This is a genomic window from Kolteria novifilia (assembly GCA_007748055.1).
GTDB lineage: Bacteria > Planctomycetota > Planctomycetia > Kolteriales > Kolteriaceae > Kolteria > Kolteria novifilia.
This window is the reverse complement of record CP036279.1, coordinates 4901113-4922530: the sequence shown is the minus strand read 5'-3', so window position 1 is coordinate 4922530 and position 21418 is coordinate 4901113. Positions and strand designations below refer to the sequence as shown.

Annotated in this window: 21 protein-coding genes and 1 tRNA gene; 11 read left to right on the top strand and 11 right to left on the bottom strand. The window is 61.9% G+C overall.

What is annotated here, in order from left to right; translation table 11 throughout:
• Window positions 1-157 precede the first annotated feature (157 nt).
• Both Pan216_RS18080 and Pan216_RS18075 read right to left on the bottom strand, forming a co-directional pair.
• Window positions 158-346, bottom strand: a complete 189-nt coding sequence (locus tag Pan216_RS18080) for a hypothetical protein (RefSeq protein ID WP_145260014.1) — start codon at window positions 344-346, stop codon at window positions 158-160.
• Between the two features lie 504 nt (window positions 347-850).
• Window positions 851-1264, bottom strand: coding sequence for a transposase (locus Pan216_RS18075; protein ID WP_145260012.1), 414 nt, complete (start codon window positions 1262-1264; stop codon window positions 851-853).
• A 65-nt stretch (window positions 1265-1329) separates the two neighbouring features.
• On the opposite strand from Pan216_RS18075, the gene tnpA reads away from it, so the two are divergent.
• The 4 genes from tnpA to tnpC (Pan216_RS18055) all read left to right on the top strand — a co-directional run bounded on the left by tnpA (window position 1330) and on the right by tnpC (Pan216_RS18055) (window position 5527).
• Window positions 1330-1683, top strand: a complete 354-nt coding sequence (gene tnpA, locus Pan216_RS18070; protein ID WP_145260010.1) for an IS66 family insertion sequence element accessory protein TnpA — start codon at window positions 1330-1332, stop codon at window positions 1681-1683.
• A 2-nt stretch (window positions 1684-1685) separates the two neighbouring features.
• Complete coding sequence (gene tnpB / locus Pan216_RS18065) at window positions 1686-2078, top strand: IS66 family insertion sequence element accessory protein TnpB (protein WP_145259639.1); 393 nt, start codon at window positions 1686-1688, stop codon at window positions 2076-2078.
• A gap of 358 nt (window positions 2079-2436) precedes the next feature.
• A complete protein-coding gene (tnpC, locus tag Pan216_RS18060) occupies window positions 2437-4143 on the top strand; it encodes an IS66 family transposase (RefSeq protein WP_145260007.1) in 1707 nt (568 codons plus the stop codon).
• 31 nt (window positions 4144-4174) lie between these two features.
• Window positions 4175-5527: an IS66 family transposase gene (gene tnpC, locus Pan216_RS18055; protein WP_145259650.1), complete on the top strand. Its 1353-nt coding sequence runs from the start codon at window positions 4175-4177 to the stop codon at window positions 5525-5527.
• A 21-nt stretch (window positions 5528-5548) separates the two neighbouring features.
• Here tnpC (Pan216_RS18055) and Pan216_RS18050 read toward each other — a convergent pair whose 3' ends face one another.
• Window positions 5549-6445, bottom strand: a complete 897-nt coding sequence (locus tag Pan216_RS18050; protein ID WP_145260005.1) for an ISL3 family transposase — start codon at window positions 6443-6445, stop codon at window positions 5549-5551.
• 873 nt (window positions 6446-7318) lie between these two features.
• Between Pan216_RS18050 and Pan216_RS18045 the strand changes: the two genes are divergently transcribed.
• The gene (locus Pan216_RS18045) at window positions 7319-7516 is read left to right on the top strand and encodes a transposase family protein (RefSeq protein ID WP_419192683.1); all 198 of its coding nucleotides are present in this window, start codon (window positions 7319-7321) and stop codon (window positions 7514-7516) included.
• Window positions 7517-7537: 21 nt separating this feature from the next.
• On the opposite strand, the gene tnpC (Pan216_RS18040) is transcribed toward Pan216_RS18045, so the two are convergent.
• Window positions 7538-9262, bottom strand: a complete 1725-nt coding sequence (tnpC, locus tag Pan216_RS18040) for an IS66 family transposase (RefSeq protein ID WP_145260002.1) — start codon at window positions 9260-9262, stop codon at window positions 7538-7540.
• A 358-nt stretch (window positions 9263-9620) separates the two neighbouring features.
• Complete coding sequence (tnpB, locus tag Pan216_RS18035; RefSeq protein ID WP_145260000.1) at window positions 9621-9938, bottom strand: IS66 family insertion sequence element accessory protein TnpB; 318 nt, start codon at window positions 9936-9938, stop codon at window positions 9621-9623.
• Between the two features lie 125 nt (window positions 9939-10063).
• Here tnpB (Pan216_RS18035) and Pan216_RS18030 point away from each other — a divergent pair, with 125 nt between their 5' ends.
• Entirely contained in the window at window positions 10064-10492 is a 429-nt protein-coding gene (locus tag Pan216_RS18030; RefSeq protein ID WP_145259998.1) for a helix-turn-helix domain-containing protein, read from the top strand.
• A 42-nt stretch (window positions 10493-10534) separates the two neighbouring features.
• Window positions 10535-11712 (top strand): IS3 family transposase gene (locus Pan216_RS18025; protein ID WP_419192682.1). Its coding sequence is split into 2 segments (ribosomal slippage): window positions 10535-10805 and window positions 10805-11712, totalling 1179 coding nucleotides; the frame shifts between segments, so codons are not numbered across the junction.
• Here the strand turns inward: Pan216_RS18025 and Pan216_RS28700 are convergent.
• Window positions 11660-11965, bottom strand: coding sequence for a tyrosine-type recombinase/integrase (locus Pan216_RS28700; protein ID WP_473092396.1), 306 nt, complete (start codon window positions 11963-11965; stop codon window positions 11660-11662). The genes Pan216_RS18025 and Pan216_RS28700 overlap by 53 nt on opposite strands.
• Before the next feature lie 280 nt (window positions 11966-12245).
• Window positions 12246-12320 (bottom strand) — tRNA-Pro (locus Pan216_RS18020).
• Between the two features lie 719 nt (window positions 12321-13039).
• Here Pan216_RS18020 and Pan216_RS18015 point away from each other — a divergent pair.
• From Pan216_RS18015 to prmC, 4 genes are all read left to right on the top strand, one after another.
• A complete protein-coding gene (locus Pan216_RS18015) occupies window positions 13040-14152 on the top strand; it encodes an ATP dependent DNA ligase (protein WP_145259996.1) in 1113 nt (370 codons plus the stop codon).
• Window positions 14153-14262: 110 nt separating this feature from the next.
• Window positions 14263-14496 carry a 50S ribosomal protein L31 gene (gene rpmE, locus Pan216_RS18010; protein ID WP_145259994.1) on the top strand — a complete coding sequence of 78 codons (234 nt, stop codon included), beginning with the start codon at window positions 14263-14265 and terminating at the stop codon, window positions 14494-14496.
• Between the two features lie 92 nt (window positions 14497-14588).
• Entirely contained in the window at window positions 14589-15659 is a 1071-nt protein-coding gene (gene prfA, locus Pan216_RS18005) for a peptide chain release factor 1 (RefSeq protein WP_145259992.1), read from the top strand.
• 26 nt (window positions 15660-15685) lie between these two features.
• The gene (prmC, locus tag Pan216_RS18000; protein ID WP_419192681.1) at window positions 15686-16582 is read left to right on the top strand and encodes a peptide chain release factor N(5)-glutamine methyltransferase; all 897 of its coding nucleotides are present in this window, start codon (window positions 15686-15688) and stop codon (window positions 16580-16582) included.
• A gap of 368 nt (window positions 16583-16950) precedes the next feature.
• Here the strand turns inward: prmC and Pan216_RS17995 are convergent, their stop codons facing one another.
• The 4 genes from Pan216_RS17995 to Pan216_RS17980 form a co-directional block, all read right to left on the bottom strand.
• The gene (locus tag Pan216_RS17995; RefSeq protein WP_145259988.1) at window positions 16951-18153 is read right to left on the bottom strand and encodes a molybdopterin molybdotransferase MoeA; all 1203 of its coding nucleotides are present in this window, start codon (window positions 18151-18153) and stop codon (window positions 16951-16953) included.
• Entirely contained in the window at window positions 18147-18722 is a 576-nt protein-coding gene (locus tag Pan216_RS17990) for an anthranilate synthase component II (RefSeq protein ID WP_145259986.1), read from the bottom strand. Before Pan216_RS17990 ends, Pan216_RS17995 begins: the two co-directional genes overlap by 7 nt.
• Before the next feature lie 137 nt (window positions 18723-18859).
• A complete protein-coding gene (locus Pan216_RS17985) occupies window positions 18860-19819 on the bottom strand; it encodes a FliM/FliN family flagellar motor C-terminal domain-containing protein (protein WP_145259984.1) in 960 nt (319 codons plus the stop codon).
• A 308-nt stretch (window positions 19820-20127) separates the two neighbouring features.
• Entirely contained in the window at window positions 20128-21414 is a 1287-nt protein-coding gene (locus Pan216_RS17980; protein ID WP_419192680.1) for an MFS transporter, read from the bottom strand.
• Window positions 21415-21418 lie beyond the last annotated feature (4 nt).

The window sequence follows — 21418 nt, the reverse complement described above, 5'->3', positions numbered from 1 at the left end:
CAGTTACGAACATTATTCTCCACTTTCAGATAAGAAGATCTTCTGCCTTAGTATGGACGCTGAGGCGAACCAAATCTTATTGAGTCGTCTGAAAGAGGTGATTCGTTCGATCCGACAAGATCAGCAAAGCGAACTTGATTGGCGAGAGATGCAAGTACTACGATCTCTTGCTTGCTTTCTCAGCAGGATCGCCATTGTCGATGCTATAAGCGGTGACCACGCGGATTCTGTAGAGTTGATTCTCGACGTGATCGCTGTCGCGAACCTGATCGATCACAGGAGCAGCTTTGCTCATCATTCCGCAAAAACGAGTATCATGATGGAAGCGGTGGAGAGCATCCAGCACCTGCTTTCCTGGAGTTCGCTGTCTCCAGAGTCGCGAGCTACGCTTGATAACAAGTTAGCTTCGTTTGCGGATGACTTTTGGTTGGACGCGTTGTGGCTGGAGCAATGCAAAAGAGCTGATGCATTATACTCCAGCAATACCCTTCGTTTCATCGACCTATCAGGAATTAAGAAAAAGCAGTCAATATGGAATGTGTTTCCGGGTACGATGAAAATGTCTCGATCTCTACCAGATGTATTCTTGCAGCGAAGATCGATTCTGCTTCGCCCCTATGTAGTGCGAATTCATTCAAAACGCCTGAGGATTATGTTAGATCTGGCGAAAATAGCGGACATGAGAGAAAGCGAATTTGGTGACGCAATTCGCGAACTCAAGAGCCGCTTAATCCAGGAATCGGATACAGATGATGAGTTCAACATGTACTTGCCTCTACTTCTAGCTCAACGGCGAGAACACAGAAAAGCTATCCAGCTTTCTGAGCTTGCAAGGATTGCCGCCTCGTCTTCAGAATTTGTGGGTCGATGGTGGCTCGGGGAGGTTGCCGAGATTGTGATAGAGAGCGTATTTGAGGGTGTTGGGGTCGCGAAAGCCGTAGGATCGGCGGGTCGTCAATTTGACCTTCAGATTCATTCCCTCGACGGCGCCCGCGGAAATCTCTCCTTTTGCCTCGAACCAATTGAAGATCTGCTCGGCGTGACGCTCGAGGGTTCGTGCCAGGTTGCGCATCGGTTCGATCCGTGTGCTCAAGGCCCGATCGAGCCACTCCTGGAAGAAGGATCCGATCCGCCAGGGAGCCTTGTAGTCCCAAAGCCGCTGGAAGTCTTCCTTCATCAGGTAGCACTTGACCGTCCTGAGGTTGTGCGTCAACAACTCGTTGAGACGAAGGACCTCCTTGCGTTTGAGGTGTGAGCGTTGCAACGGTGGCGTCTTGTGGGTTGCGGTAGGCTTGGGTTGGTTGGCCCTGGTTTGTCGCGAGGCGGAAGATGCGAGTTCGTTGTGCGGAGAAGGAAGCCTATTGGCGGCAGGTCGTTCGTCGGCAAGAGGAGAGCGGGCGGGGCGTTCGGAGGTTCTGCCGGGAAGAAGGGATTTCGGAGGCGTCGTTCTACGGCTGGCGGCGTGAGCTACAGCGACGCGATCGAAAAGAGAAACGGTCGACTGCGGTCGATGGCGGTGGAACGTGTCCGTCGCCGTTCGTGGCGTTGCGGGTGGTCCCCGAACCGACGAGCGTGATCGAGATCGTTCATCCCCGAGGCTACATCGTGCGGGCGCCGGCCCACGTCGACAGCGACGCGTTGCGCAAAGTGCTTGCCGCCCTCGATAGCGTGGAGGAGGGCTGAGCATGTGGTCGATCCCTCACCAGGTGCGGATCTTCCTGGCCCGGGAACCGGTCGATATGCGTAAGAGCTTTCACGGGCTCATCGCCTTGGCGGAATCGGTGCTCGAGCAAGATCCTCTCTCGGGCCATTTGTTCGTCTTCATCAATCGCCGCCGGGATCGCCTCAAGGTGCTCTATTGGGGCGGCGTCGGCTATTGCATTTGGTATCAGCAGCTGGAAGAAGGGAGCTATCAGCTTCCTGACGCCCAGGCGGCTGACGACGAGGCCGGCCTCGAGATCACTGCCGGACAATTGTCACTCATTCTCGAGGGCATCGACCTCTCCTCGGTCCGGCATCGCAAGCGCTTTCAAGTCTCCGATCAGCACCGTGACACGCCGTCGTCCCGTCGTTCGTGACTTCCCTTCACTCTTTCCCGAATGATGCGTGCCGCTCCGCGGAGCCAGGACGTGCCGCTGCTCCTTCGTGACGCCAGTTCCCCGTCACGGCGGCGAGAGCCTGGAAGCCATGGGACGCCACGCGACCAAAACCGAGTTTTGTCTTCGGTTGTCCTCGGGCCCAGGGTTCTTCGCTTGCCAATCTCGTTGGACGATCGACTCTGGCGTTCTCTTCGCGAGCGACAACGATGTCATGGTGATGGCAGCGACGAGGCGGACTCGCAGGCTTTCTCGTCATTCCGTCGAAATCGCTGAAACTGCTCTGGCGCCTCCGACGCCGACGTGCTAGGGTGTCCCCGCGACAACTGAGATCGGTCTGATGGACGCCTTCGACGTGAACCTCCCTCGCGACATCGACGCCTGCCACGAGTTGATCCTCGAACTCGATCGGGAGCGCCGACGGCAAGCCGCCGTCATCGCCCAGCAGCAAGAGACCATCGCCCAACAACAAGCAATCATCGCTCAGCAGCAGGAGACGATCGATCGCTTGCAGAGCGACGTCGACTTGCTCAAGCGGACCTTGTACGGCCGGCGGCGGGAACGCTTCGTCGACGATGCCCAGCAGGGGCTTTTGTTCGACTCGACAATCGTCGGGGCGGACGACGATTCAGGCTCCGGCGACGACGAAGAGAGCGATGACGACGAACCGTCACCGGAACGCCGCACGAGCAAGGGACGCGGCCGGCGTCTCTTCCCCGAGTTGCTGCCGCGCAAGACGGTCCGTCACGAACTCGACGAGCAAGAGATTCCCGAGGAACTGAGGAGCGACCCGACCGCCCGGCGGTTCTTCAAGAAGACCAGCGAGCAACTGGAGTTCACGCCCGCTTCGATCCATGTGATCGAACATTACCAAGAGGTGATCGTTCGCGACGAAGCATCGGGCGAGACGACGATCGCCACGGCGAAGAAACCGCCGCAGTTGATCGACGCTTACGCCGGCCCCGGCTTCTGGGCTCATCTGACCGCCAGTCGCTTCGCCGACCATCTGCCCTACTACCGACAAGAGGACATCCTCGCTCGCCACGGCTGCCGCATCGGCCGCGGCACCCAACAGCGTTGGCTCTTCGCCCTGGCCTTGGCGGTCGCGCCGTTGGTCGAACTGATGCGTCGGCTGGCGTTGCAGTCCGAGGTGCTGGGCTGCGATGAAACGCCGGTCAAGATGTTGGCGGGCGAGCCGCCTGGCTGCACCAAGACCTATCTCTGGAGCACCGTCGGCGACAATGCCCATCCCTACGACTGCTTCCACTTCACGCCCGACCGCAGCCGCGATGGACCGGAACAGTTCCTCGCCGGCTTCCAGGGTTACTTGCAGTCGGACGCCTACACCTGCTACGAGCGAATCGCCGCGGCGGACGACCGGATCGTCCCCGTCGGCTGCTGGGCTCATGCGCGCCGTAAGTTCGAGGAAATCCACTTCAGCGCGCCGAGCGTGCGGACGCACACCGCCCTCGGCTACTTCCAGCGGCTCTACGACATCGAAGATCGCGCCCGTGACAGTAGTGTGTCACAACGCGGCGCCCTGCGGCAACGCGACGCCAAGCCGATCGTGACCGAGTTCCACCAGTGGCTGCTCGAGCAAAGCGAACGGGAACTTCCCAAGTCGAAGCTGCGCGCCGCCATCGCTTACATGACCAACCGCTGGCAGTCCTTCGCGTGCTATCTCGACCATGGGGCGATTCCCATCGACAACAACCGCACCGAAGCGGCGCTGAAGTACGCCGTCCTCGGCCGCAAGGCGTGGCTCTTCTTCGGCAACAGCCAAGGAGGCGAGGCCGCCGCCACCTTCTTCACGCTGACCAAGAGTTGCAACCGCCATCACGTCGATCCCTTCGCCTACCTCCGCGATGTCTACACCCGCCTGCCGACCACCCCGGCTTCGGATCTCCCTTCGTTGCTACCGGACCGTTGGATCGACGAGCACCCTCAGCATCGACTCCAAGAGCGCGCCGACGAAGCTCGTCAACGAGCCGACCGCAAACGCGCCCGCCGAGCCCAACGCCGCGCCCATGCAGCCACTCCTCGTTGATCGGTGACCGGTCCCCCATCGTCATCGGCTCCTGCTTCTCCCACACGCCACCGTTGCAACGCTCACGCGCAAGACGGTCCGTCACGAACTCGACGAGCAAGAGATTCCCGAGGAGCTGAGGAACGACCCGACCGCCCGGCGGTTCTTCAAGAAGACCAGCGAGCAACTGGAGTTCACGCCCGCTTCGATCCATGTGATCGAACATTACCAAGAGGTGATCGTTCGCGACGAAGCATCGGGCGAGACGACGATCGCCACGGCGAAGAAACCGCCGCAGTTGATCGACGCTTACGCCGGCCCCGGCTTCTGGGCTCATCTGACCGCCAGTCGCTTCGCCGACCATCTGCCCTACTACCGACAAGAGGACATCCTCGCTCGCCACGGCTGCCGCATCGGCCGCGGCACCCAACAGCGTTGGCTCTTCGCCCTGGCCTTGGCGGTCGCGCCGTTGGTCGAACTGATGCGTCGGCTGGCGTTGCAGTCCGAGGTGCTGGGCTGCGATGAAACGCCGGTCAAGATGTTGGCGGGCGAGCCGCCTGGCTGCACCAAGACCTATCTCTGGAGCACCGTCGGCGACAATGCCCATCCCTACGACTGCTTCCACTTCACGCCCGACCGCAGCCGCGATGGTCCCGACGAGTTCCTCGCCGGCTTCCAGGGTTACTTGCAGTCGGACGCCTACACCTGCTACGAGCGAATCGCCGCGGCGGACGACCGGATCGTCCCCGTCGGCTGCTGGGCTCATGCGCGCCGTAAGTTCGAGGAAATCCACTTCAGCGCGCCGAGCGTGCGGACGCACACCGCCCTCGGCTACTTCCAGCGGCTCTACGACATCGAAGATCGCGCCCGTGACAGTAGTGTGTCACAACGCGGCGCCCTGCGGCAACGCGACGCCAAGCCGATCGTGACCGAGTTCCACCAGTGGCTGCTCGAGCAGTACGAGCGGGAGCTTCCGAAATCGAAGTGGCGCGCCGCCATCGCTTACATGACCAACCGGTGGCAGTCCTTCACACGCTATCTCGACCATGGGGCGATTCCCATCGACAACAACCGCACCGAAGCGGCGCTGAAGTACGCCGTCCTCGGCCGCAAGGCGTGGCTCTTCTTCGGCAACAGCCAAGGAGGCGAGACCGCCGCCACCTTCTTCACCCTGACCAAGAGTTGCAACCGCCATCACGTCGATCCCTTCGCGTATCTCCGCGACGTCTACACCCGCCTGCCGACCACCCCGGCTTCGGATCTCCCTTCGTTGCTACCCGACCGTTGGATCGACGAGCACCCCCAGCATCGACTCCAAGAGCGCGCCGACGAAGCCCGCCAACGAGCCGACCGCAAACGCGCCCGCCGAGCCCAACGCCGCGCCCCTGCCGCCACTCCCCGTTGATCGGTGACCGGTCCCCCATCGTCATCGGCTCCTGCTTCCCCCACACGCCACCGTTGCAACGCTCACTTTGAGGTTGCCGCGACGCTTGAGCAGCAGCCAACGCGTCCGCTTGAGCACCTCGAAGCCCTTGCGTTTGAGTTCGCGTGCCTCCTGGGCCCGCACCTTGTCGATCGCCTTGTTGAACAACTGCATGATGTGGAAGCGGTCGAGAATGTGCAGGGCCCCATTGGCCTCGCGAGCGATGACCGACAGGTAGGCTTTCCACATGTCGCTGCAGATGTACTTCAGCCGCTCGGTTCGCCGCCTGCCGAAGAAGCGAAAGAAACGACCGAGCGTCTCCTTGGTCCGGTCTTGCCCGACCCAAAGCAGACGACGCGATCCGCGGTCGATCTGATAGACCAGGGTGAAGTACTGATGCCCCTTGCGGTAGGCGACCTCGTCGATGCCGATCGCCTCGATCCCTTCCAGCTCGCGATGGCGGATTCCCCAGCAAACCGCCATTTTCACCGCACGAAAGACGGTGTGCCAACTCGTGCCGAAGATCTCGGCGGTCTCACGCCAGCTCAAGCGTTTGGCCCAACGGGACAGGAACCATTGGAAGCTCGACGTCGTCCGCTCCTTGCCCGAGGCCCAGGGAAGGCGTTCCACCTTCACCCCGCAAACAGGGCATGCGACCCGCCGTGCCGCGTAGACGAACCAGACCGCCAGGCCCCACAGCGGCACATGCTGAAAACGACGCTCCGGCAAGTGGTCGTACGTGCCGCCACGATTCCCGCAACCCGAACAGATCGGCCGGCTGCGACGCCGTGGGCGAACCCGAACCAGCAGTCCCTCTTTCGACGAATCGGCCCAAGCCGCCGATTCGTAGACGAAACTCCCGTGACGCTCCAAGGCGTTGAGGATAACCTGAAGTCGCATCCCGTCTCTCGCGGCCGGCGTTTGAAGAAGTCCTTGCAAACTCCATCATGCGCCCCTCGAGAGCGGGATGCTCTTTTTTGGCCTGCTGCCGACTTCTCTCCTTTCCGCTTGACCAGTGGAACATCCTCCCCGCCAACGGCCAAGGAGGAGTCTTTGCCGGGCGACCGAAGCCGAGCCACGATGGCGAGGCTGCAGGGCGAGCGAAGCGAGAAGACAAGGCAAAGCAGCAGCCGGACGCGGCCCTTGGCATGCGGCGGTAACCTCCACTACCAAGCGGAACGGAGAAGACACTCACCACCCACAGATTTGGCAATAGAGCCGGATTGCCTTACGAGTCGATCATCGCTTCCGGCGCACGAACAGGTCGGGCACTAGTGTCTTTGCTGAGTACGATAAACGGTTTCGGATAGATGGTTTATCAGATCGCGATGAGTTGATAGTGACGTCGTCTGGGTTTATTTTGAAGCGTAGAACTGATAAAAGAGATCCGCTAAACCCCCAGCGAGAGGAAAAAATCGCTTTTCAGGTATCATACGATTATCTCAATGAGGGGCAGTGAGCTTTGCGTCCGAAGTAGGTGTTCTCGTAAAACAGCCTCGTCTTCAGAATCTGTGGGTCGATGGTGACTTGTCCCGGTTCAAATTCTGGTCGCATGCGTTGCCGAATTAGGGCTGTAGGGATTTTAACTCCGTGGAGGCGGTGTTGCCGAATTGTCGGGAATTCTGGAGGAGGATGGGCGCGATGGGATTGGCCAGGGCCAGCGCGCAGTTTCGGGGGATTGGGCAATCGAGGAAGGGTTGCGCCAGTGTTGAGCGATGAGTAGAACGTCTTGCATGGGCCCGAGGGATGGTGAGCATGCAAGGAGAGGTTCTGATGAGCAAGGACATTCGGGTAACGCTTGAGGATGTCATTACCCACTTTGAAGACTTGGAAGATCCACGCTCGACGATCAATCAGCGTCATCCGCTTATCAGCGTGGTGGTGATCGCGGTGATGGGCGTGCTCGCGGGGGCGAGCGGCCCGACCGTGAGCGTTGCAACGGTGGCGTGTGGGGGAAGCAGGAGCCGATGACGATGGGGGACCGGTCACCGATCAACGGGGAGTGGCGGCAGGGGCGCGGCGTTGGGCTCGGCGGGCGCGTTTGCGGTCGGCTCGTTGGCGGGCTTCGTCGGCGCGCTCTTGGAGACGATGCTGGGGATGCTCGTCGATCCAACGGTCCGGTAGCAACGAAGGGAGATCCGAAGCCGGGGTGGTCGGCAGGCGGGTGTAGACGTCGCGGAGATACGCGAAGGGATCGACGTGATGGCGGTTGCAACTCTTGGTCAGGGTGAAGAAGGTGGCGGCGGTCTCGCCTCCTTGGCTGTTGCCGAAGAAGAGCCACGCCTTGCGGCCGAGGACGGCGTACTTCAGCGCCGCTTCGGTGCGGTTGTTGTCGATGGGAATCGCCCCATGGTCGAGATAGCACGCGAAGGACTGCCACCGGTTGGTCATGTAAGCGATGGCGGCGCGCCACTTCGATTTCGGAAGCTCCCGTTCGCTTTGCTCGAGCAGCCACTGATGGAACTCGGTCACGATCGGCTTGGCGTCGCGTTGCCGCAGGGCGCCGCGTTGTGACACACTACTGTCACGGGCGCGATCTTCGATGTCGTAGAGCCGCTGGAAGTAGCCGAGGGCGGTGTGCGTCCGCACGCTCGGCGCGCTGAAGTGGATTTCCTCGAACTTGCGGCGCGCATGAGCCCAGCAACCGACGGGGACGATCCGGTCCTCCGCCGCGGCGATTCGCTCGTAGCAGGTGTAGGCGTCCGACTGCAAGTAACCCTGGAAACCGGCGAGGAACTCGTCGGGACCATCGCGGCTGCGGTCGGGCGTGAAGTGGAAGCAGTCGTAGGGATGGGCATTGTCGCCGACGGTGCTCCAGAGATAGGTCTTGGTGCAGCCAGGCGGCTCGCCCGCCAACATCTTGACCGGCGTTTCATCGCAGCCCAGCACCTCGGACTGCAACGCCAGCCGACGCATCAGTTCGACCAACGGCGCGACCGCCAAGGCCAGGGCGAAGAGCCAACGCTGTTGGGTGCCGCGGCCGATGCGGCAGCCGTGGCGAGCGAGGATGTCCTCTTGTCGGTAGTAGGGCAGATGGTCGGCGAAGCGACTGGCGGTCAGATGAGCCCAGAAGCCGGGGCCGGCGTAAGCGTCGATCAACTGCGGCGGCTTCGTTGCCGAGACGATCGTCGTCTCGCCCGATGCTTCGTCGCGAACGATCACCTCTTGGTAATGTTCGATCACATGGATCGAAGCGGGCGTGAACTCCAGTTGCTCGCTGGTCTTCTTGAAGAACCGCCGGGCGGCCGGATCGCTCCTCAGCTCCTCGGGAGCCTCGTGCTCGTCGAGTTCGTGGCGGACCGTCTTGCGCGGCAGCAACTCGGGGAAGAGACGCCGGCCGCGTCCCTTGCTGGTGCGGCGTTCCGGTGACGGTTCGTCGTCATCGCTCTCGTCGTCGCCGGAGCCTGAATCGTCGTCCGCCCCGACGATTGTCGAGTCGAACAAAAGCCCCTGCTGGGAATCGTCGACGAAGCGTTCCCGCCGCCGGCCGTACAAGGTCCGCTTGAGCAAGTCGACGTCGCTCTGCAAGCGATCGATCGTCTCCTGCTGCTGAGCGATGATTGCTTGTTGTTGGGCGATGGTCTCCTGCTGCTGAGCGATGGTCTCTTGTTGCTGGGCGATGACGGCGGCTTGCCGTCGGCGCTCCCGATCGAGTTCGATGATCAACTCGTGGCAGGCGTCGATATCGTGGGGGAGGTTCACGTCGAAGGCGTCCATCAAACCGATCTCAGTTGTCGCGGGGACACCCTAGCACCTCGACGCCGAAGGCGCCAGAGCAGTTTCAGCAATTTCGACGGAATGACGAGAAAGCCTGCGAGTCCGCCTCGTCGCTGCCATCACCATGACATCGTTGTCGCTCGCGAAGAGAACGCCAGGGTCGATCGTCCAACGAGATTGGCAAGCGAAGAACCCTGGGTCCGAGGACAACCGAAGACAAGACTCGGTTTTGGTCGCGTGCCGTCCCATGGCTTCCAGTCTCTCGCCGCCGCGACGGGGAACTGGCGTCTCGAAGGAGCAGCGGCGCGTCCTGGCTCCGCGGAGCGGCGCGCATCATTCGGGAAAGAGCGAGGGGAAGTCACGAACGACGGGACGATGACGGCGTGTCACGGTGCTGATCGGAGACTTGAAAGCGCTTGCGATGCCGGACCGAGGAGAGGTCGATGCCCTCGAGAATGAGTGACAATTGTCCGGCAGTGATCTCGAGGCCGGCCTCATCGTCGGCCGCCTGGGCGTCGGGAAGCTGATAGCTCCCTTCCTCCAACTGCTGATACCAAATGCAATAGCCGACGCCGCCCCAATAGAGCACCTTGAGGCGATCCCGGCGGCGATTGATGAAGACGAACAGGTGGCCCGAAAGCGGATCTTGCACGAGCACCGACTCCGTCAAGGCGATGAGCCCGTGTGGAGATGATCATCGAAAAGTTGACCACCTGGGGAGGGGAAAGGGCGCGGAAAAGCTGACCAGGCGTTTTGAACTTCGCATGCTTGCTCGGAGAGAGGGCTGGCGGCGGAGGCAGGATGCTGAACGTGGACGAGTACGCGAGGATTCGGATCGCGCATCGCGATGGGATGAGCATTCGGGAGATCGCGAGGCGTTTTGGACGCTCTCGCCAGGCGGTGCGAAAGGCGCTGCTTCGGGCCGAGCCGCAGCCCTATTCGCTGGCGAAGCCCCGAACGGCACCGGTGCTGGGGCCGTTCATGGGGCTCATCGAGCAGATCCTCGAGGAGGATGAACGGCAACCTCCCAAGCAGCGGCACACGGCGGTGCGGATCTTCGAGCGGCTTTGCGACGAACACGGCTACCGGGGAAGCTACGGTCAAGTCCGGCGCCACGTCCGCAAATGCCGCGAGCGGCAGCGGGAGACGTTCGTTCCTCTCGAGCACGAACCGGGCCAGCGGGTCGAGTGCGACTTCGGTTGGCCTGCTCCCCGGAAATTGCTCCAGTAGAAATGGGAGTTTCTGGGCCGAAGAAGGAGCAGGAGACTTTTGATGGCAAGGAAGGGTGGCAAGCGTCATAGCCCGGAACAGATCGTGCGGAAGCTTCGTGATGCCGAAGCGATGCAAAACGCGGGCAAGACGATCGGCGAGGTTTGTCAGGTGCTTGGCGTCTCGGAACAGACATTCCATCGTTGGCGTCAGCAATACGGCGGGATGAAGGCGGACGAAGCGCGTCGTCTGAAGGAGCTTGAGCAAGAGAACGCGAAGCTCAAGAGGCTACTTGCGGAGGCGGAGCTGGACAAGGCGATGCTCAAGGAGTTGTCCAAGGGAAACTTCTGAGCCCTTCGCGTCGACGAGCGGCGGTCGATCGTCTGGAGAAGTCGTTCGGGGTGAGCGAGCGTCGCGCTTGCGAGGTGGCCGAGCAGCCCCGGGGGACGCAACGTTACCAGCCACGCTTGTCGAGTGACGAAGGGCCCTTGGTGTCTCGGATGCTGGAGTTGGTTCGGAAGCATCCCCGTTACGGCTACCGCCGGATCTGGTTCCTGCTTCGTCGGGAGGGCTTCCGGGTCAACCGCAAGCGGATCTATCGGCTCTGGCGATCCCAAGGCCTGAAAGTGCCGAAAAAGCAGCGAAAGAAGCGTCGCCTGGGAAGCAGTGCCAACGGTGTGACACGTCGTCGCGCGGAGTACAAGAATCACGTGTGGTCGTGGGACTTCATTCACGACCGGACGTCCTCGGGAGTGCCGGTCAAGATTCTCTCGATCGTGGACGAGTACACGCGTGAGTGCTTGTCGCTACGTGTGGGCCGGCATTGCCGGGCGGAGGATGTGTTGGATGTCCTGGCGGGGTTGTTCGCCGAGCGTGGATCGCCGGGGCACATTCGCAGCGACAACGGCCCTGAGTTCATCGCGAAGGCGATGCGGCAATGGCTACACCGGATGGAGGTCGGGACCCTTTACATCGCCCCGGGAGCGCCCTGGGAGAATGCCTATGGCGAGAGTTTTCACAGTCGCTTGCGGGACGAATTTTTGAACGTGGAGGAGTTCGCAAGCATCGGGGAGGCCCAAGGGTTGACGGCGCAGTGGAAGGAAGATTACAACGAGCGTCGTCCTCACAGCAGTCTGGGGTACCAGACCCCGGCCGAGTTCGCGCGGACGTGTGCTGCTTCCGCTCGGGCTACGCCCTCTCTCCAGCTGCACACGTCGGACCAGGTCCCGATACTCTCATAACAACTGGTACAAACCAAAGGGGCAGGCCAGTGTTCCAGGAGTGCCGGTCGATCCAGCGCGTGATGTGAAACGGCTTGACGTCAACGACGTGCATCCGGCCGAGGAACTCGGCGAGGTCCTGAAGGGAGTGGCGGTACCACTCATAGGTCTTGGGACGCCGCCGTTTCGAGCACCAGTCGAGGAAGGTATCGCACACGGCCGCGACCGAGGCGCTACTTCCCTGGTCAGCTCGCGCTGTCGCGGAAAGCGTCATCAACTCGTGAAACTTCTGATGGGCGGCGGCTTTGTTTGCCTTCCCCTTGGCGAGAAGGATCTGTCTGCCGTCGAGGCAAACATACCAGGCGTTTTTGGATTTGCGGAACCACGGGTGTGGCGTGCGAGACATCTGAATACCCTCCGGAAAAATCACCACGAAGTACCGTGTGGCGAACCAGAGGGTTTGCCGGTCCTGCCGCCCGTTGCCGCGGGCGGTGGGACCATTTTACCGTGCCCCAAACCGTGCCTGGGGTGATGTAGACTTGTCGTAAGTCTAGTCGGGGCGACAGGATTCGAACCTGCGACCTCTTGAACCCCATTCAAGCGCGCTAGCCAAACTGCGCTACGCCCCGAGGACGGGACGAGCCCGTCCAGATTCACGAGCCTGCCGGTTGGCCAACTCGCGAACCCTGAATCGTTCATTGTTACGCCTGACTCATTCTGTTTCAAGGTTGGTTGGGAGAGTCTCTGGCGGACTTGCGCTTGCGAACTTGAGGGACGACACGAGCGCGACGCGTTCGAGGGAATTCGCAAGGAGGTGGACGGCTCCTTCGGCGTCGGCGTGGCGCTTCGTCGCTGTTCGACGAGTGGGGTGGTGGAGCCCTAACTCCTTACCACAAGTTGACAAGCGGCCCGGGGCGGGCCGAGCGTTTCCAGGAACGCGGGGCTTGCTTCGGTCGTGGACCATCTGGAGGCGGGAAACAGGTTGCTCCACGCCCAAGCGACGTCTATTCTCAATCAATGGTTGGCCGATCTCCGTCTCTTGACCGTTTGCTCCGTTGGGTCAATCGCCGTGCGTGGCATGTGTGGAGCTGGGGCCGATGGGCATCGGGGTGTCGCTCGATGTCTTGGGAAAGTCCCGTTTCCCGTTCGGATGCGAAGCGTGGTCGCCGGAATAGTTGGCCTGATTTGATTCGGAGATGACACTCCCATGAACGATCCCTCGGCTTCGGGACCGGACGAGCGCCCCGCGACAGGTCAGAACCCGGGGCATGGTGCCAACCCGGGGATCAAGATAGGTTCGGGGCCGATTTGTCCTCGGTGTGGGGCCACGATCAACAATCTTTGGTGCGTGGCGTGTGGATGGTACGGGGAGATCCGGCCGAGCAAGGAGTCGCCAAAGGTTGAGCGTCCCAAGCCGACGATCGCCGACTTTCTGCTACTCGCACTGGGCGTGGTTGTCGTGGGATTGCTCGCCTTTGTCGGACGGGCGACGACGCCGGAGTTGACGGTGAGCCCGATGCGCACCTTCTGGATGTGGGGCATGATCGCGGGGGGGGTGTCTATCTTCGCGGCGGTCCACGTGCGAGCGTTCCTGAATCTGAAAGAGCATAACGATCAGTTCCACTGGATCGACATGGTCTTTCGCCCGATGTCGATTTGGTGGCCGATCATCGAGTGGTTTCCGAAGACGAGAGCTCAGGTCAGCTTCGCGTTGTGGGGGCTTTCCGCGGTCGTGATCGCTCCACTGACCGTTGGCGGGGAGCTTCTGCCTTTCGTCGATGTTCGCTACCACGATCGCAGCAGCAACCTCGAAGAGGCGATGCGGCGGTCGCAGGGTGGCGACGGTCCGGGTTCGGCCAGCGGGAAGGGCGGTCCGGGTGGTGGCCGGTCCGGGGGATCGGCGAAGGCCAAGGCGATTTTCCGAGTCGATATCGACGACGAGGCGACCGAGTCAGGTGGGCCCGGCGGCGCGGGCGGGCCTCAAGGTGGTCCGCTGGGGGAGATCGAGAAGGATCCTCAGCTTCAGCGGGCGATGGCGGAACTCAACGAGCGAGCTCACGCGAACAAGGTCACCGGAGCTGGTGGAGGTACAGGGCCCGGAGGATTCGGTCAGAAGGTTAGCGATGGTCCGGCCGACGGGCTGCCGCCCTACGCGGTCGATTGTGTCGTTCTCGGCTACGTCCCCGACGACCAAGGTTCTGTCGGGCTGGTCTTGGCGGCCTCGGTGGATGGAAAACTCCACTATGTCGGAACAGTCAGAAAGGGTCTCGACGAGAAACTGCTCGACCAGATCCGATCTCGTTTTCGCGAGTTGAGTCGGTCGCGCCCGTATCTCGGGGTTCCGGGATTACAGGCAAAGTGGCTGGTGCCCAAGATCACGTGCCGGGTCCGATACGAGAAGATCACCGGTTCGGATACACTGGAGAAGCCGGTGATCGAGAAATTCACCAAGGATCTCTGATGGGGACGGAACGCCAGGCCAAGGCTGGGCTTGTCGAGGAAGGCATGCTGGCGTAGACATAGTTGTTTGGGCTCGAAAAACCGCGAAACACCTTAACTCAGAGTGTAGCCATGAAGAAGGAAGGCCATCCAGCCTACGTCGAATGCAATGTTCGATGTGCCTGCGGAAACAGCTTCACGACCCGCGCGACGGTCGAGGAGATGAAGCTTGACATTTGCTCTGCTTGCCATCCTTTCTTTACCGGCAAGCAAAAGTACGTCGATACCGCCGGTCGCGTTGATCGCTTCCGCAAGAAGTTCAACTGGGACAAGCGCAAGGAAGAGAAGTCGGCGGCCAAGGGCTAGCCGGGCGCCGCTGGCGTCGATTGCCAGACTCTGAGACCACGAGGATCCGCCCTGCGCGGGTCTCGTGGTTTCGTCATTTCTTGGAGTGAGTGATGTCGGTCTGGAAGAAGCTCGACGAGAAGCTCGAACGCTACGAGGAACTGGAGCGGCTCATGGCCGATCCGGAGGTCGCGGGCAACGCGGAGCGTTACGGCGAAGTCGCGAAGGAGCACGGCAAGCTCAGTCCGATCGCGATGCGCTACCGCAATTACAAGCAGCTCCAAAGTGAACTCGCCGACGCCGAGGAAATGCTCGCCGACCCCGACATGAAGGAGATGGCGGAAGAGGAACTCTCCCGCTTGCGTCCGGCCCACAAGGAGTTGGGCGACGAGTTGACCGACATGCTCCTCGCCGGGCCCGAGTCGGATCACGGAAGCCTGATCATCGAAGTCCGAGCCGGCACGGGTGGAGACGAGGCGACACTCTTCGCACGCGACCTCTATGAGATGTACCGACGCCACGCCGAGACGAAGGGCTGGAAGGTCGACGTCCTCGAGTTCTCGACGTCGGATACCCGGGGTTTCAAAGAAGTCATCTTCAGCATCACCGGCGAAGGGGCCTATCGCGCGTTCCGCTACGAGGCCGGGGGACACCGCGTGCAACGCGTTCCCGAGACCGAAGCGCAGGGACGAATTCATACTTCGGCCGCCACGGTCGCCGTCCTCGCCGAACCCGAGGAAGTCGACGTCGACATGAAGCCCGAGGACATCGAGATGGAGGCCATCCGCTCGAGTGGTCCAGGAGGGCAGCACGTTAACAAGACCTCCAGCGCCGTCCGGCTCCGGCACGTGCCCAGCGGTCTGGTCGTCTTGTGCCAAGACGAGCGTAGCCAACACAAGAATCGTTCCAAGGCGATGCGGCTGTTGCGAAGCCGCCTCTACGACAAGATTCAGATGGAGCAGCAGTCCGCACGTGACGCGGCTCGCAAGGGCATGGTTGGTTCCGGCGATCGCTCCGAACGCATCCGGACGTACAACTTTCCGCAGAACCGCTGTACCGATCATCGCTTGGGCGAAAGCTTCAATCTCGAGACGATCGCGGCAGGGAATCTCGACAAGCTGATCAAGAGCTTGCAGGCCTTCGCGCGGCAACAGCGTCTCGACGACATGGCGGACGAAATGTAACCCACCGCTTGGTGAAGGGAGTCACCGTGGAGGAATCGCCTGGGCGGGAGGACGTATGGACGATCGGGCGTTTGCTCGGTTGGACCACGTCCTATTTCCAGCAGAAGGGGTTCGAGTCGCCACGGCTCGATGCCGAGTGCTTGCTCAGTCACGTCCTCGACTGCCCACGCATCTCCCTCTACACGCTCTTCGCCGAGGAAGTCAACGAACACGATCGCGGTCGGTTTCGCGAACTAGTTCGCCGCCGCGCCGAACGCTGTCCCACCGCCTACCTGACGGGCGTCAAGGAGTTCTTCTCGCTCTCCTTCGTCGTCAACGAACACGTCCTCATCCCGAGGCCGGCCACCGAGTACTTGGTGATCGAGGCGCTCGCGTTCGCGGCGAAACGGCCGGTGTCGCGTTTTCTCGATCTCGGGACCGGGTCGGGCGTCCTGGCGATCACACTGGCTCGCGAGCTGGGCGAAGCGCGAGGCTGGGCCGTCGATCTTTCGTCCGAGGCTCTCGCGGTAGCGCGTGGCAACGCCGAACGGCTCGAGGTGGCCGAGCGAGTCACCTTCGTTGAATCGGATCTACTCGCGGCTCTCGATCCCAACGATCGCTTTGACTTGATCGTCTCGAATCCGCCCTACGTCAGCGACGCCGAGTGGGAACGGCTCGAGGAGGGAGTGCGCCGCTTCGAACCCGAATTGGCTCTCAAGGGGGGACCGGACGGACTACGGGTGATCGAGCGAATCATGACGTGCGCGCCGTCGTGGTTGCATGCGTCCGGCAGGCTCATGTTGGAGGTCGGCGCGGGTCAGGACCAAGCGGTTGTGCGGCTGGCGACGTCGATCGATGGCTTGAGCCACGTCGCGACCGTCAAGGATCACGAAGGGCATTCGCGGGTCATTGTCCTCGAATGCACGCGAGCGTCGGTGACATAGGTATGGCAGTTGGCGGGCGATCGCGCGCGGAGGCCGTAAAGGTGACGCGATAGGCTATTGCCAAGGTCGCCCCAGTCGGTTATATTCTCCGACCGATGCCACCTTGTGTGGTACGCGAGGTAGCGGCTGGGCAGGGCCTGTGTTGGGATCTTGCCCCGCGCTGGGAGCCGCTACCTCGTCTTTCACCTCATCCGCATTTCTTCCACCATCAGTCCTTCCGATTGCGGGTGGCTCTTCGGCCGCCAGGGTACAACACAACTCCTTCTCCAGTCGATGTGTTGACGACAGCGGTCGTGTATGCTTCCTACGTGGCGCTCTCTTCGGTGGTTCGCTCGCGAGGGAAGAGTTTGCCGATTGATTCGGTTCGATCAATCACGTCGGAGCGGCAAGACGGACATGACGCTGCCGGCTGGATGGAGTTGGTCGGTCACGGGGCCCACCAACAGACCATTGGCGTTGGTGACCGCGCACAGGTCGGGGGAGCCGAACCAAGGGAGCGGCGTGACCTCCCAGGCCGACGACGTCATCCTCATGCGGGCGGGGTGGTACGTTTCGCGTCGCGTGGGGTAGTGCCAGTCGGCGGTGAGCGTCGCCGGGACGAGTTCGGGCAAGGCGTCGGCTCGCGATTGCCGCGCCCGCAGCGCGGTCCGCACGAAGAGCTCGAAACAGACCAGGACGCTCACGGGGTTGCCGGGCAGGCCAAAGACCAAGCCGTCGGCATGGCGTCCAAACCAGACCGGTTTTCCGGGCTTGAGGGCGACGTGGTGAAAGACCTTCGCGACGCCCAAGCGTTCGAGCACCTCTGGTACGAAGTCCTTCTTCCCCGCCGAGACGCCACCGGTGAGCACCAGCACGTCGGCTTGTAGGCCTTCCCTGATCAGTTCTTCAAGCTTTCTCGTGTCATCACCGACGATTCCGAGGCTCGCAACGTCAACGCCGGCACGCTGGGCCAACGCGAGGACGGTCGATTCGTTTGAGTTGCGGATTTGCCCGGAGGCGGGTTGCTGGTCGGGAGGGACGATCTCATCCCCCGTCGCGAGAACGGCAAGTCGGGGGCGCCGGTGGACGAGGGGAGTGACTCGGCCAAGAGTCGCTAGCAGCCCGCACTCGGGACCGCCAAGAAGCCAACCCGGTTCGAGAACCCGTTGCCCCGACGTCAGTTCGCGGCCGCGTGGCATGATGTTTTGGTTCGGTAGAAATGAAGCATCATCGAGGTGAACCTGGTCGCCCTCGCGATTGCTGCGTTCGACCATCACGACCGCATCGGCACCGGTCGGGATTGGAGCGCCCGTCATGATCTGAATGGCGGTCCCAGGGCCGAGCGACAGCGTCGACTCCCTGCCGGCCGCCAACTCGCCAATCACCTCGAGCGTCGCCTTGCCCTCGACCAGGTCCGCACCGCGGACGGCGTAGCCATCCATCAGCGACTTGGCGAAGGGAGGCGAATCGATGTCGCTGACGATCTCTTCCGCGAGGACGAGTCCGCCGACATCGGCGAGCGGTGCCCGCTCGGTCGGCTGACGACCCGCATGGCTGAGGATCTGCTTGAGGGCTTCGTCAACGGTCAGCATGGATGCTTCACGAAATTGCGTAGGAGATCGTGGCCGGCGGAGGTGAGAAAGCTCTCCGGGTGGAACTGAACCCCTTCGAGGGCGAGGCTTTCATGCCGCAGGCCCATGATCTCGTCTTCGTCGGTCCAGGCGGAGACGACGAAGCCCTCCGGGACGGTCTCTCGTCGCACGATGAGGCTGTGGTAGCGGGTGGCTTCGAACGGATTGGGCAGCCCATCGTAGACGCCTTTGCCGTCATGATGAATCATCGACGTCTTGCCATGCATGATGCGATCAGCACGGACGACGTCCGCGCCGTAGACCGCTCCCATGCATTGATGGCCCAGGCAGACGCCGAGGACGGGAACCTGGCCAGCGAACCATTTGATGACGTCCTTGGAAATCCCCGCCTCGTTGGGCGTGCAGGGCCCGGGGGAGATGATGATCTTCGACGGACGCAGCGATGAGAGCTCATCAACAGTCGCTTCGTCGTTGCGGATCACCCTCATGTCCAACGAAGCGTCGATCTCGCCTAGTCGTTGCACCAGGTTGTAGGTGAAGGAGTCGTAGTTATCGATCAGTAGAATCATGATGCCTCGCCAACGAGAGCTGCTCCCGTCCATTCCAAGCGGCGTCGAGGACTCTCGGGTTTCCCGAGCGAGCGGGCTCGAGGTCGCGGAGTCTCACGGTCACTTATGTGGAGACTGCTCGCCAACGCGTGGTTCTATCAAAACTTCCATTTTCCGCCCAGGATCCGAACTCGTTGGGCCGGAGGAACGATTTGGGTGATCTTCAGTCCGAAATGGTCCCCGATCTTGACCGGTTCGCCGAATCCGATGGGTAGATTGTTCGCGGAGAACTGAAGGGGCTTCTCGCAGCTCTGCTCGAACTCGATGATGGCACCCGGTCCCAGGTCGAGCAGTTTGTCCGCGGCGACATCCTGGGAGGCGAGCGTCACGATCAAGGGAACCTGCGTTTTCAGGACGCGCGCGATTCGGTCCATGTCGACCGACGAGTGTTGCGGGAGCGGCAGCGGCGTAGCCGCGGAAGCCGGAATCGCTGGCGCGGGTGTGGCGGCCACGGGCGGGGATGCTGCTTGGGGCGTGGCGGCGGCCGACGGGGCTTCCTTCGTCCGAGCTTCGAGCACCTCGGTCGGCAGGAACATCCGTTCCAGAACACACCACGGATAGCTGAGATAGATCGTGTGGGCGTCGTCGAGTCCGGTCATTTCGAACTTCAGCCACATCGTCTCGGGAGGGAGTTCGCCGCCCAAATAGTCGCCGAAGAGATCCTGCGAGGCCGTCCCGGTCGACTCCTCGAGGGTGTACTTGTCGGTCGCGATCACGTCGGCCAGTTCGCCGGCGAGCGAGGTGAGCTTCTCGCCCAAGGCTTCGTCACTACCGGCCTGTGTCTTGATGATTTCGGTGGTCGTGTTGGCCAAAAACCAACCGAAGCGGAAGGTCTCCTGGCAGGGAGGGGTTAGCTTGCCGCGATGGACGAGCAGAGCTCCTGTCTTCGGTAGGTCCGCGGGCGTCTTACCCGGCTCCGCTTTCTCGACCCCCTGGACGGCGAACTCCAGGTCGTCTTTGCCGACGTGGTCGCCAAAAGGGAAGCCGAGACTGAACGCCAGAGCGTTTCCCGTCTCGGTGAGCGCGGCTTCAAAATTTGGGTCGTTGCCTTCAGCCATGCCTCGATGCTAGCAGGACTTACGCGGAGCGGCAATGGCGGCTGGTTCGTCAATCGGCGCGAACCAGCGCGGTGAGTCGGACGTCGGCTTGATCGGTTGGTCTCGTCGTCAACCTTCGCTTCATCATCGCCCTCGATCTCCCCCGGGGGCCGCGACCCACGCTTGAGTGGACATGCTGGGAGGAAGTCGATCGGCGAGAGGGTCGAGGGGAAAAACGCCCGCAAAGCCGAGAGTTTCGTCGACCAAAGGCACTCTCGCCCACGAGGAGAGGGGAACTCCGAAGACTGACACTCGGTGGGAGATGGAGGCTATTCGGGACTCGCGTCGTCTTTGGGTTGACGCACCAGAAGGGCGATTGAGAGAAGCATCATGCCTGCGGCGAGCCAGTAGGGCAGGGAACGGGATTGATCCATGAGGATTATCCCGCAGAAGGGGCCGAGGATCCGCGCGATCGCCGAACCGGATTGGTTGACGCCCAGGATGCCACCATGTTCGGCGCTGTTGGCTCGAAGCGAGACCATCGCGGGGATCGAACTCGTCAGCATCGCGAACCCGGCGATGATCGGCAAGGTCGCGACGACGAAGAACCACAGCGAGCCGGTCGCTCCCGCGAGGACGACCCCGAACATCCCGGCGAGTAGGGTGCTTGCACCCGTCGTCGCGATGCGTTGGCTCGCCATCGTCTTGCTCATGCGGCGAACGATTCCCCCTTGGCAGATGGTCAGGATCAAGCCGACGTACGCGAAGAGGTAGAAATTCGACTGATCGTCGAGACCGAACGCGTCGAGCGTGAGCAGGGGCAGCGTGCTCTCGAACTGGGCGAACGCGAATGTCGTCATCGCGAAAATGAGAAGCAACGCCCCCATTCCGGGCAGTTGCAGGGCTCGTCGCAGATGCCGCTGGTCGAACCAGTGATGTTCGGAAGTGCGTCCACCCTTGGGGAGCGACTCGGGAAGCACGAAGATGGCGAGGACCAGTGCGAGTCCCGACAGGCCGGCGGCGGCGTAACCGGGCCACGGACTCATCGACGACGCGGTCGCGTCCGCCTGGGGTTGCGGAAGCTCACTTTCGACGAGGACTTGATCTTCGGTCACCGGCAGCTCGACGACGGTTCCCGGTTCGAGCAACAGGGCCGAAGCGCCGAGGATCGGCCCGAGCGTGAACCCGATCCCGAAGGCGGCACCGATCAGGGCCATCCCCGCGGTTCGGCGCTCGGGAGGCGTGACGTCCGCGATGTAGGCTTGGGCGGTCGATATCGTCGCCCCGGCGATCCCCGCCCCGATACGCGAGACGAACAAGAGCGTCAGGTTCGCGATGGAGGAGGCATACCCGAACAGCGCGTAGAAGACGACCGAACCCGCGAGACCGAGGATGAGAATGGGCCGGCGTCCAACCCGATCGGAGACTCGTCCCCAAATCGGGGCGAAGAGGAACTGCATCGCCGAGAAGCTGGAGAGAAGAAGACCGAGAATTGCCGGCCCGGCCTCGAGAGCCTTGCCGTAGCGTACCAGGATGGGCATGACGATGCCGAAACCCAGAAGGTCGATCATGACGGTGAGGAAGACGATTCCAAGGGCACGGCGGCTCGCGGTCACGGGA

Bases quoted from the DNA above. Each gene is read 5' to 3' on its own strand.
- tnpC (WP_145260007.1), top strand. From the start codon at position 2,437: ATGGACGCCTTCGACGTGAACCTCCCTCGCGACATCGACGCCTGCCAC.
- rpmE (WP_145259994.1), top strand. From the start codon at position 14,263: ATGAAGAAGGAAGGCCATCCAGCCTACGTCGAATGCAATGTTCGATGT.
- Pan216_RS17990 (WP_145259986.1), bottom strand. From the start codon at position 18,722: ATGATTCTACTGATCGATAACTACGACTCCTTCACCTACAACCTGGTG.
- Pan216_RS17995 (WP_145259988.1), bottom strand. From the start codon at position 18,153: ATGCTGACCGTTGACGAAGCCCTCAAGCAGATCCTCAGCCATGCGGGT.
- prfA (WP_145259992.1), top strand. From the start codon at position 14,589: ATGTCGGTCTGGAAGAAGCTCGACGAGAAGCTCGAACGCTACGAGGAA.
- tnpB (WP_145259639.1), top strand. From the start codon at position 1,686: ATGTGGTCGATCCCTCACCAGGTGCGGATCTTCCTGGCCCGGGAACCG.
- Pan216_RS17985 (WP_145259984.1), bottom strand. From the start codon at position 19,819: ATGGCTGAAGGCAACGACCCAAATTTTGAAGCCGCGCTCACCGAGACG.
- Pan216_RS18045 (WP_419192683.1), top strand. From the start codon at position 7,319: ATGAGCAAGGACATTCGGGTAACGCTTGAGGATGTCATTACCCACTTT.
- Pan216_RS28700 (WP_473092396.1), bottom strand. From the start codon at position 11,965: ATGACGCTTTCCGCGACAGCGCGAGCTGACCAGGGAAGTAGCGCCTCG.
- tnpA (WP_145260010.1), top strand. From the start codon at position 1,330: ATGCGAGTTCGTTGTGCGGAGAAGGAAGCCTATTGGCGGCAGGTCGTT.
- tnpC (WP_145260002.1), bottom strand. From the start codon at position 9,262: ATGGACGCCTTCGACGTGAACCTCCCCCACGATATCGACGCCTGCCAC.
- Pan216_RS18050 (WP_145260005.1), bottom strand. From the start codon at position 6,445: ATGCGACTTCAGGTTATCCTCAACGCCTTGGAGCGTCACGGGAGTTTC.
- Pan216_RS18030 (WP_145259998.1), top strand. From the start codon at position 10,064: ATGCTGAACGTGGACGAGTACGCGAGGATTCGGATCGCGCATCGCGAT.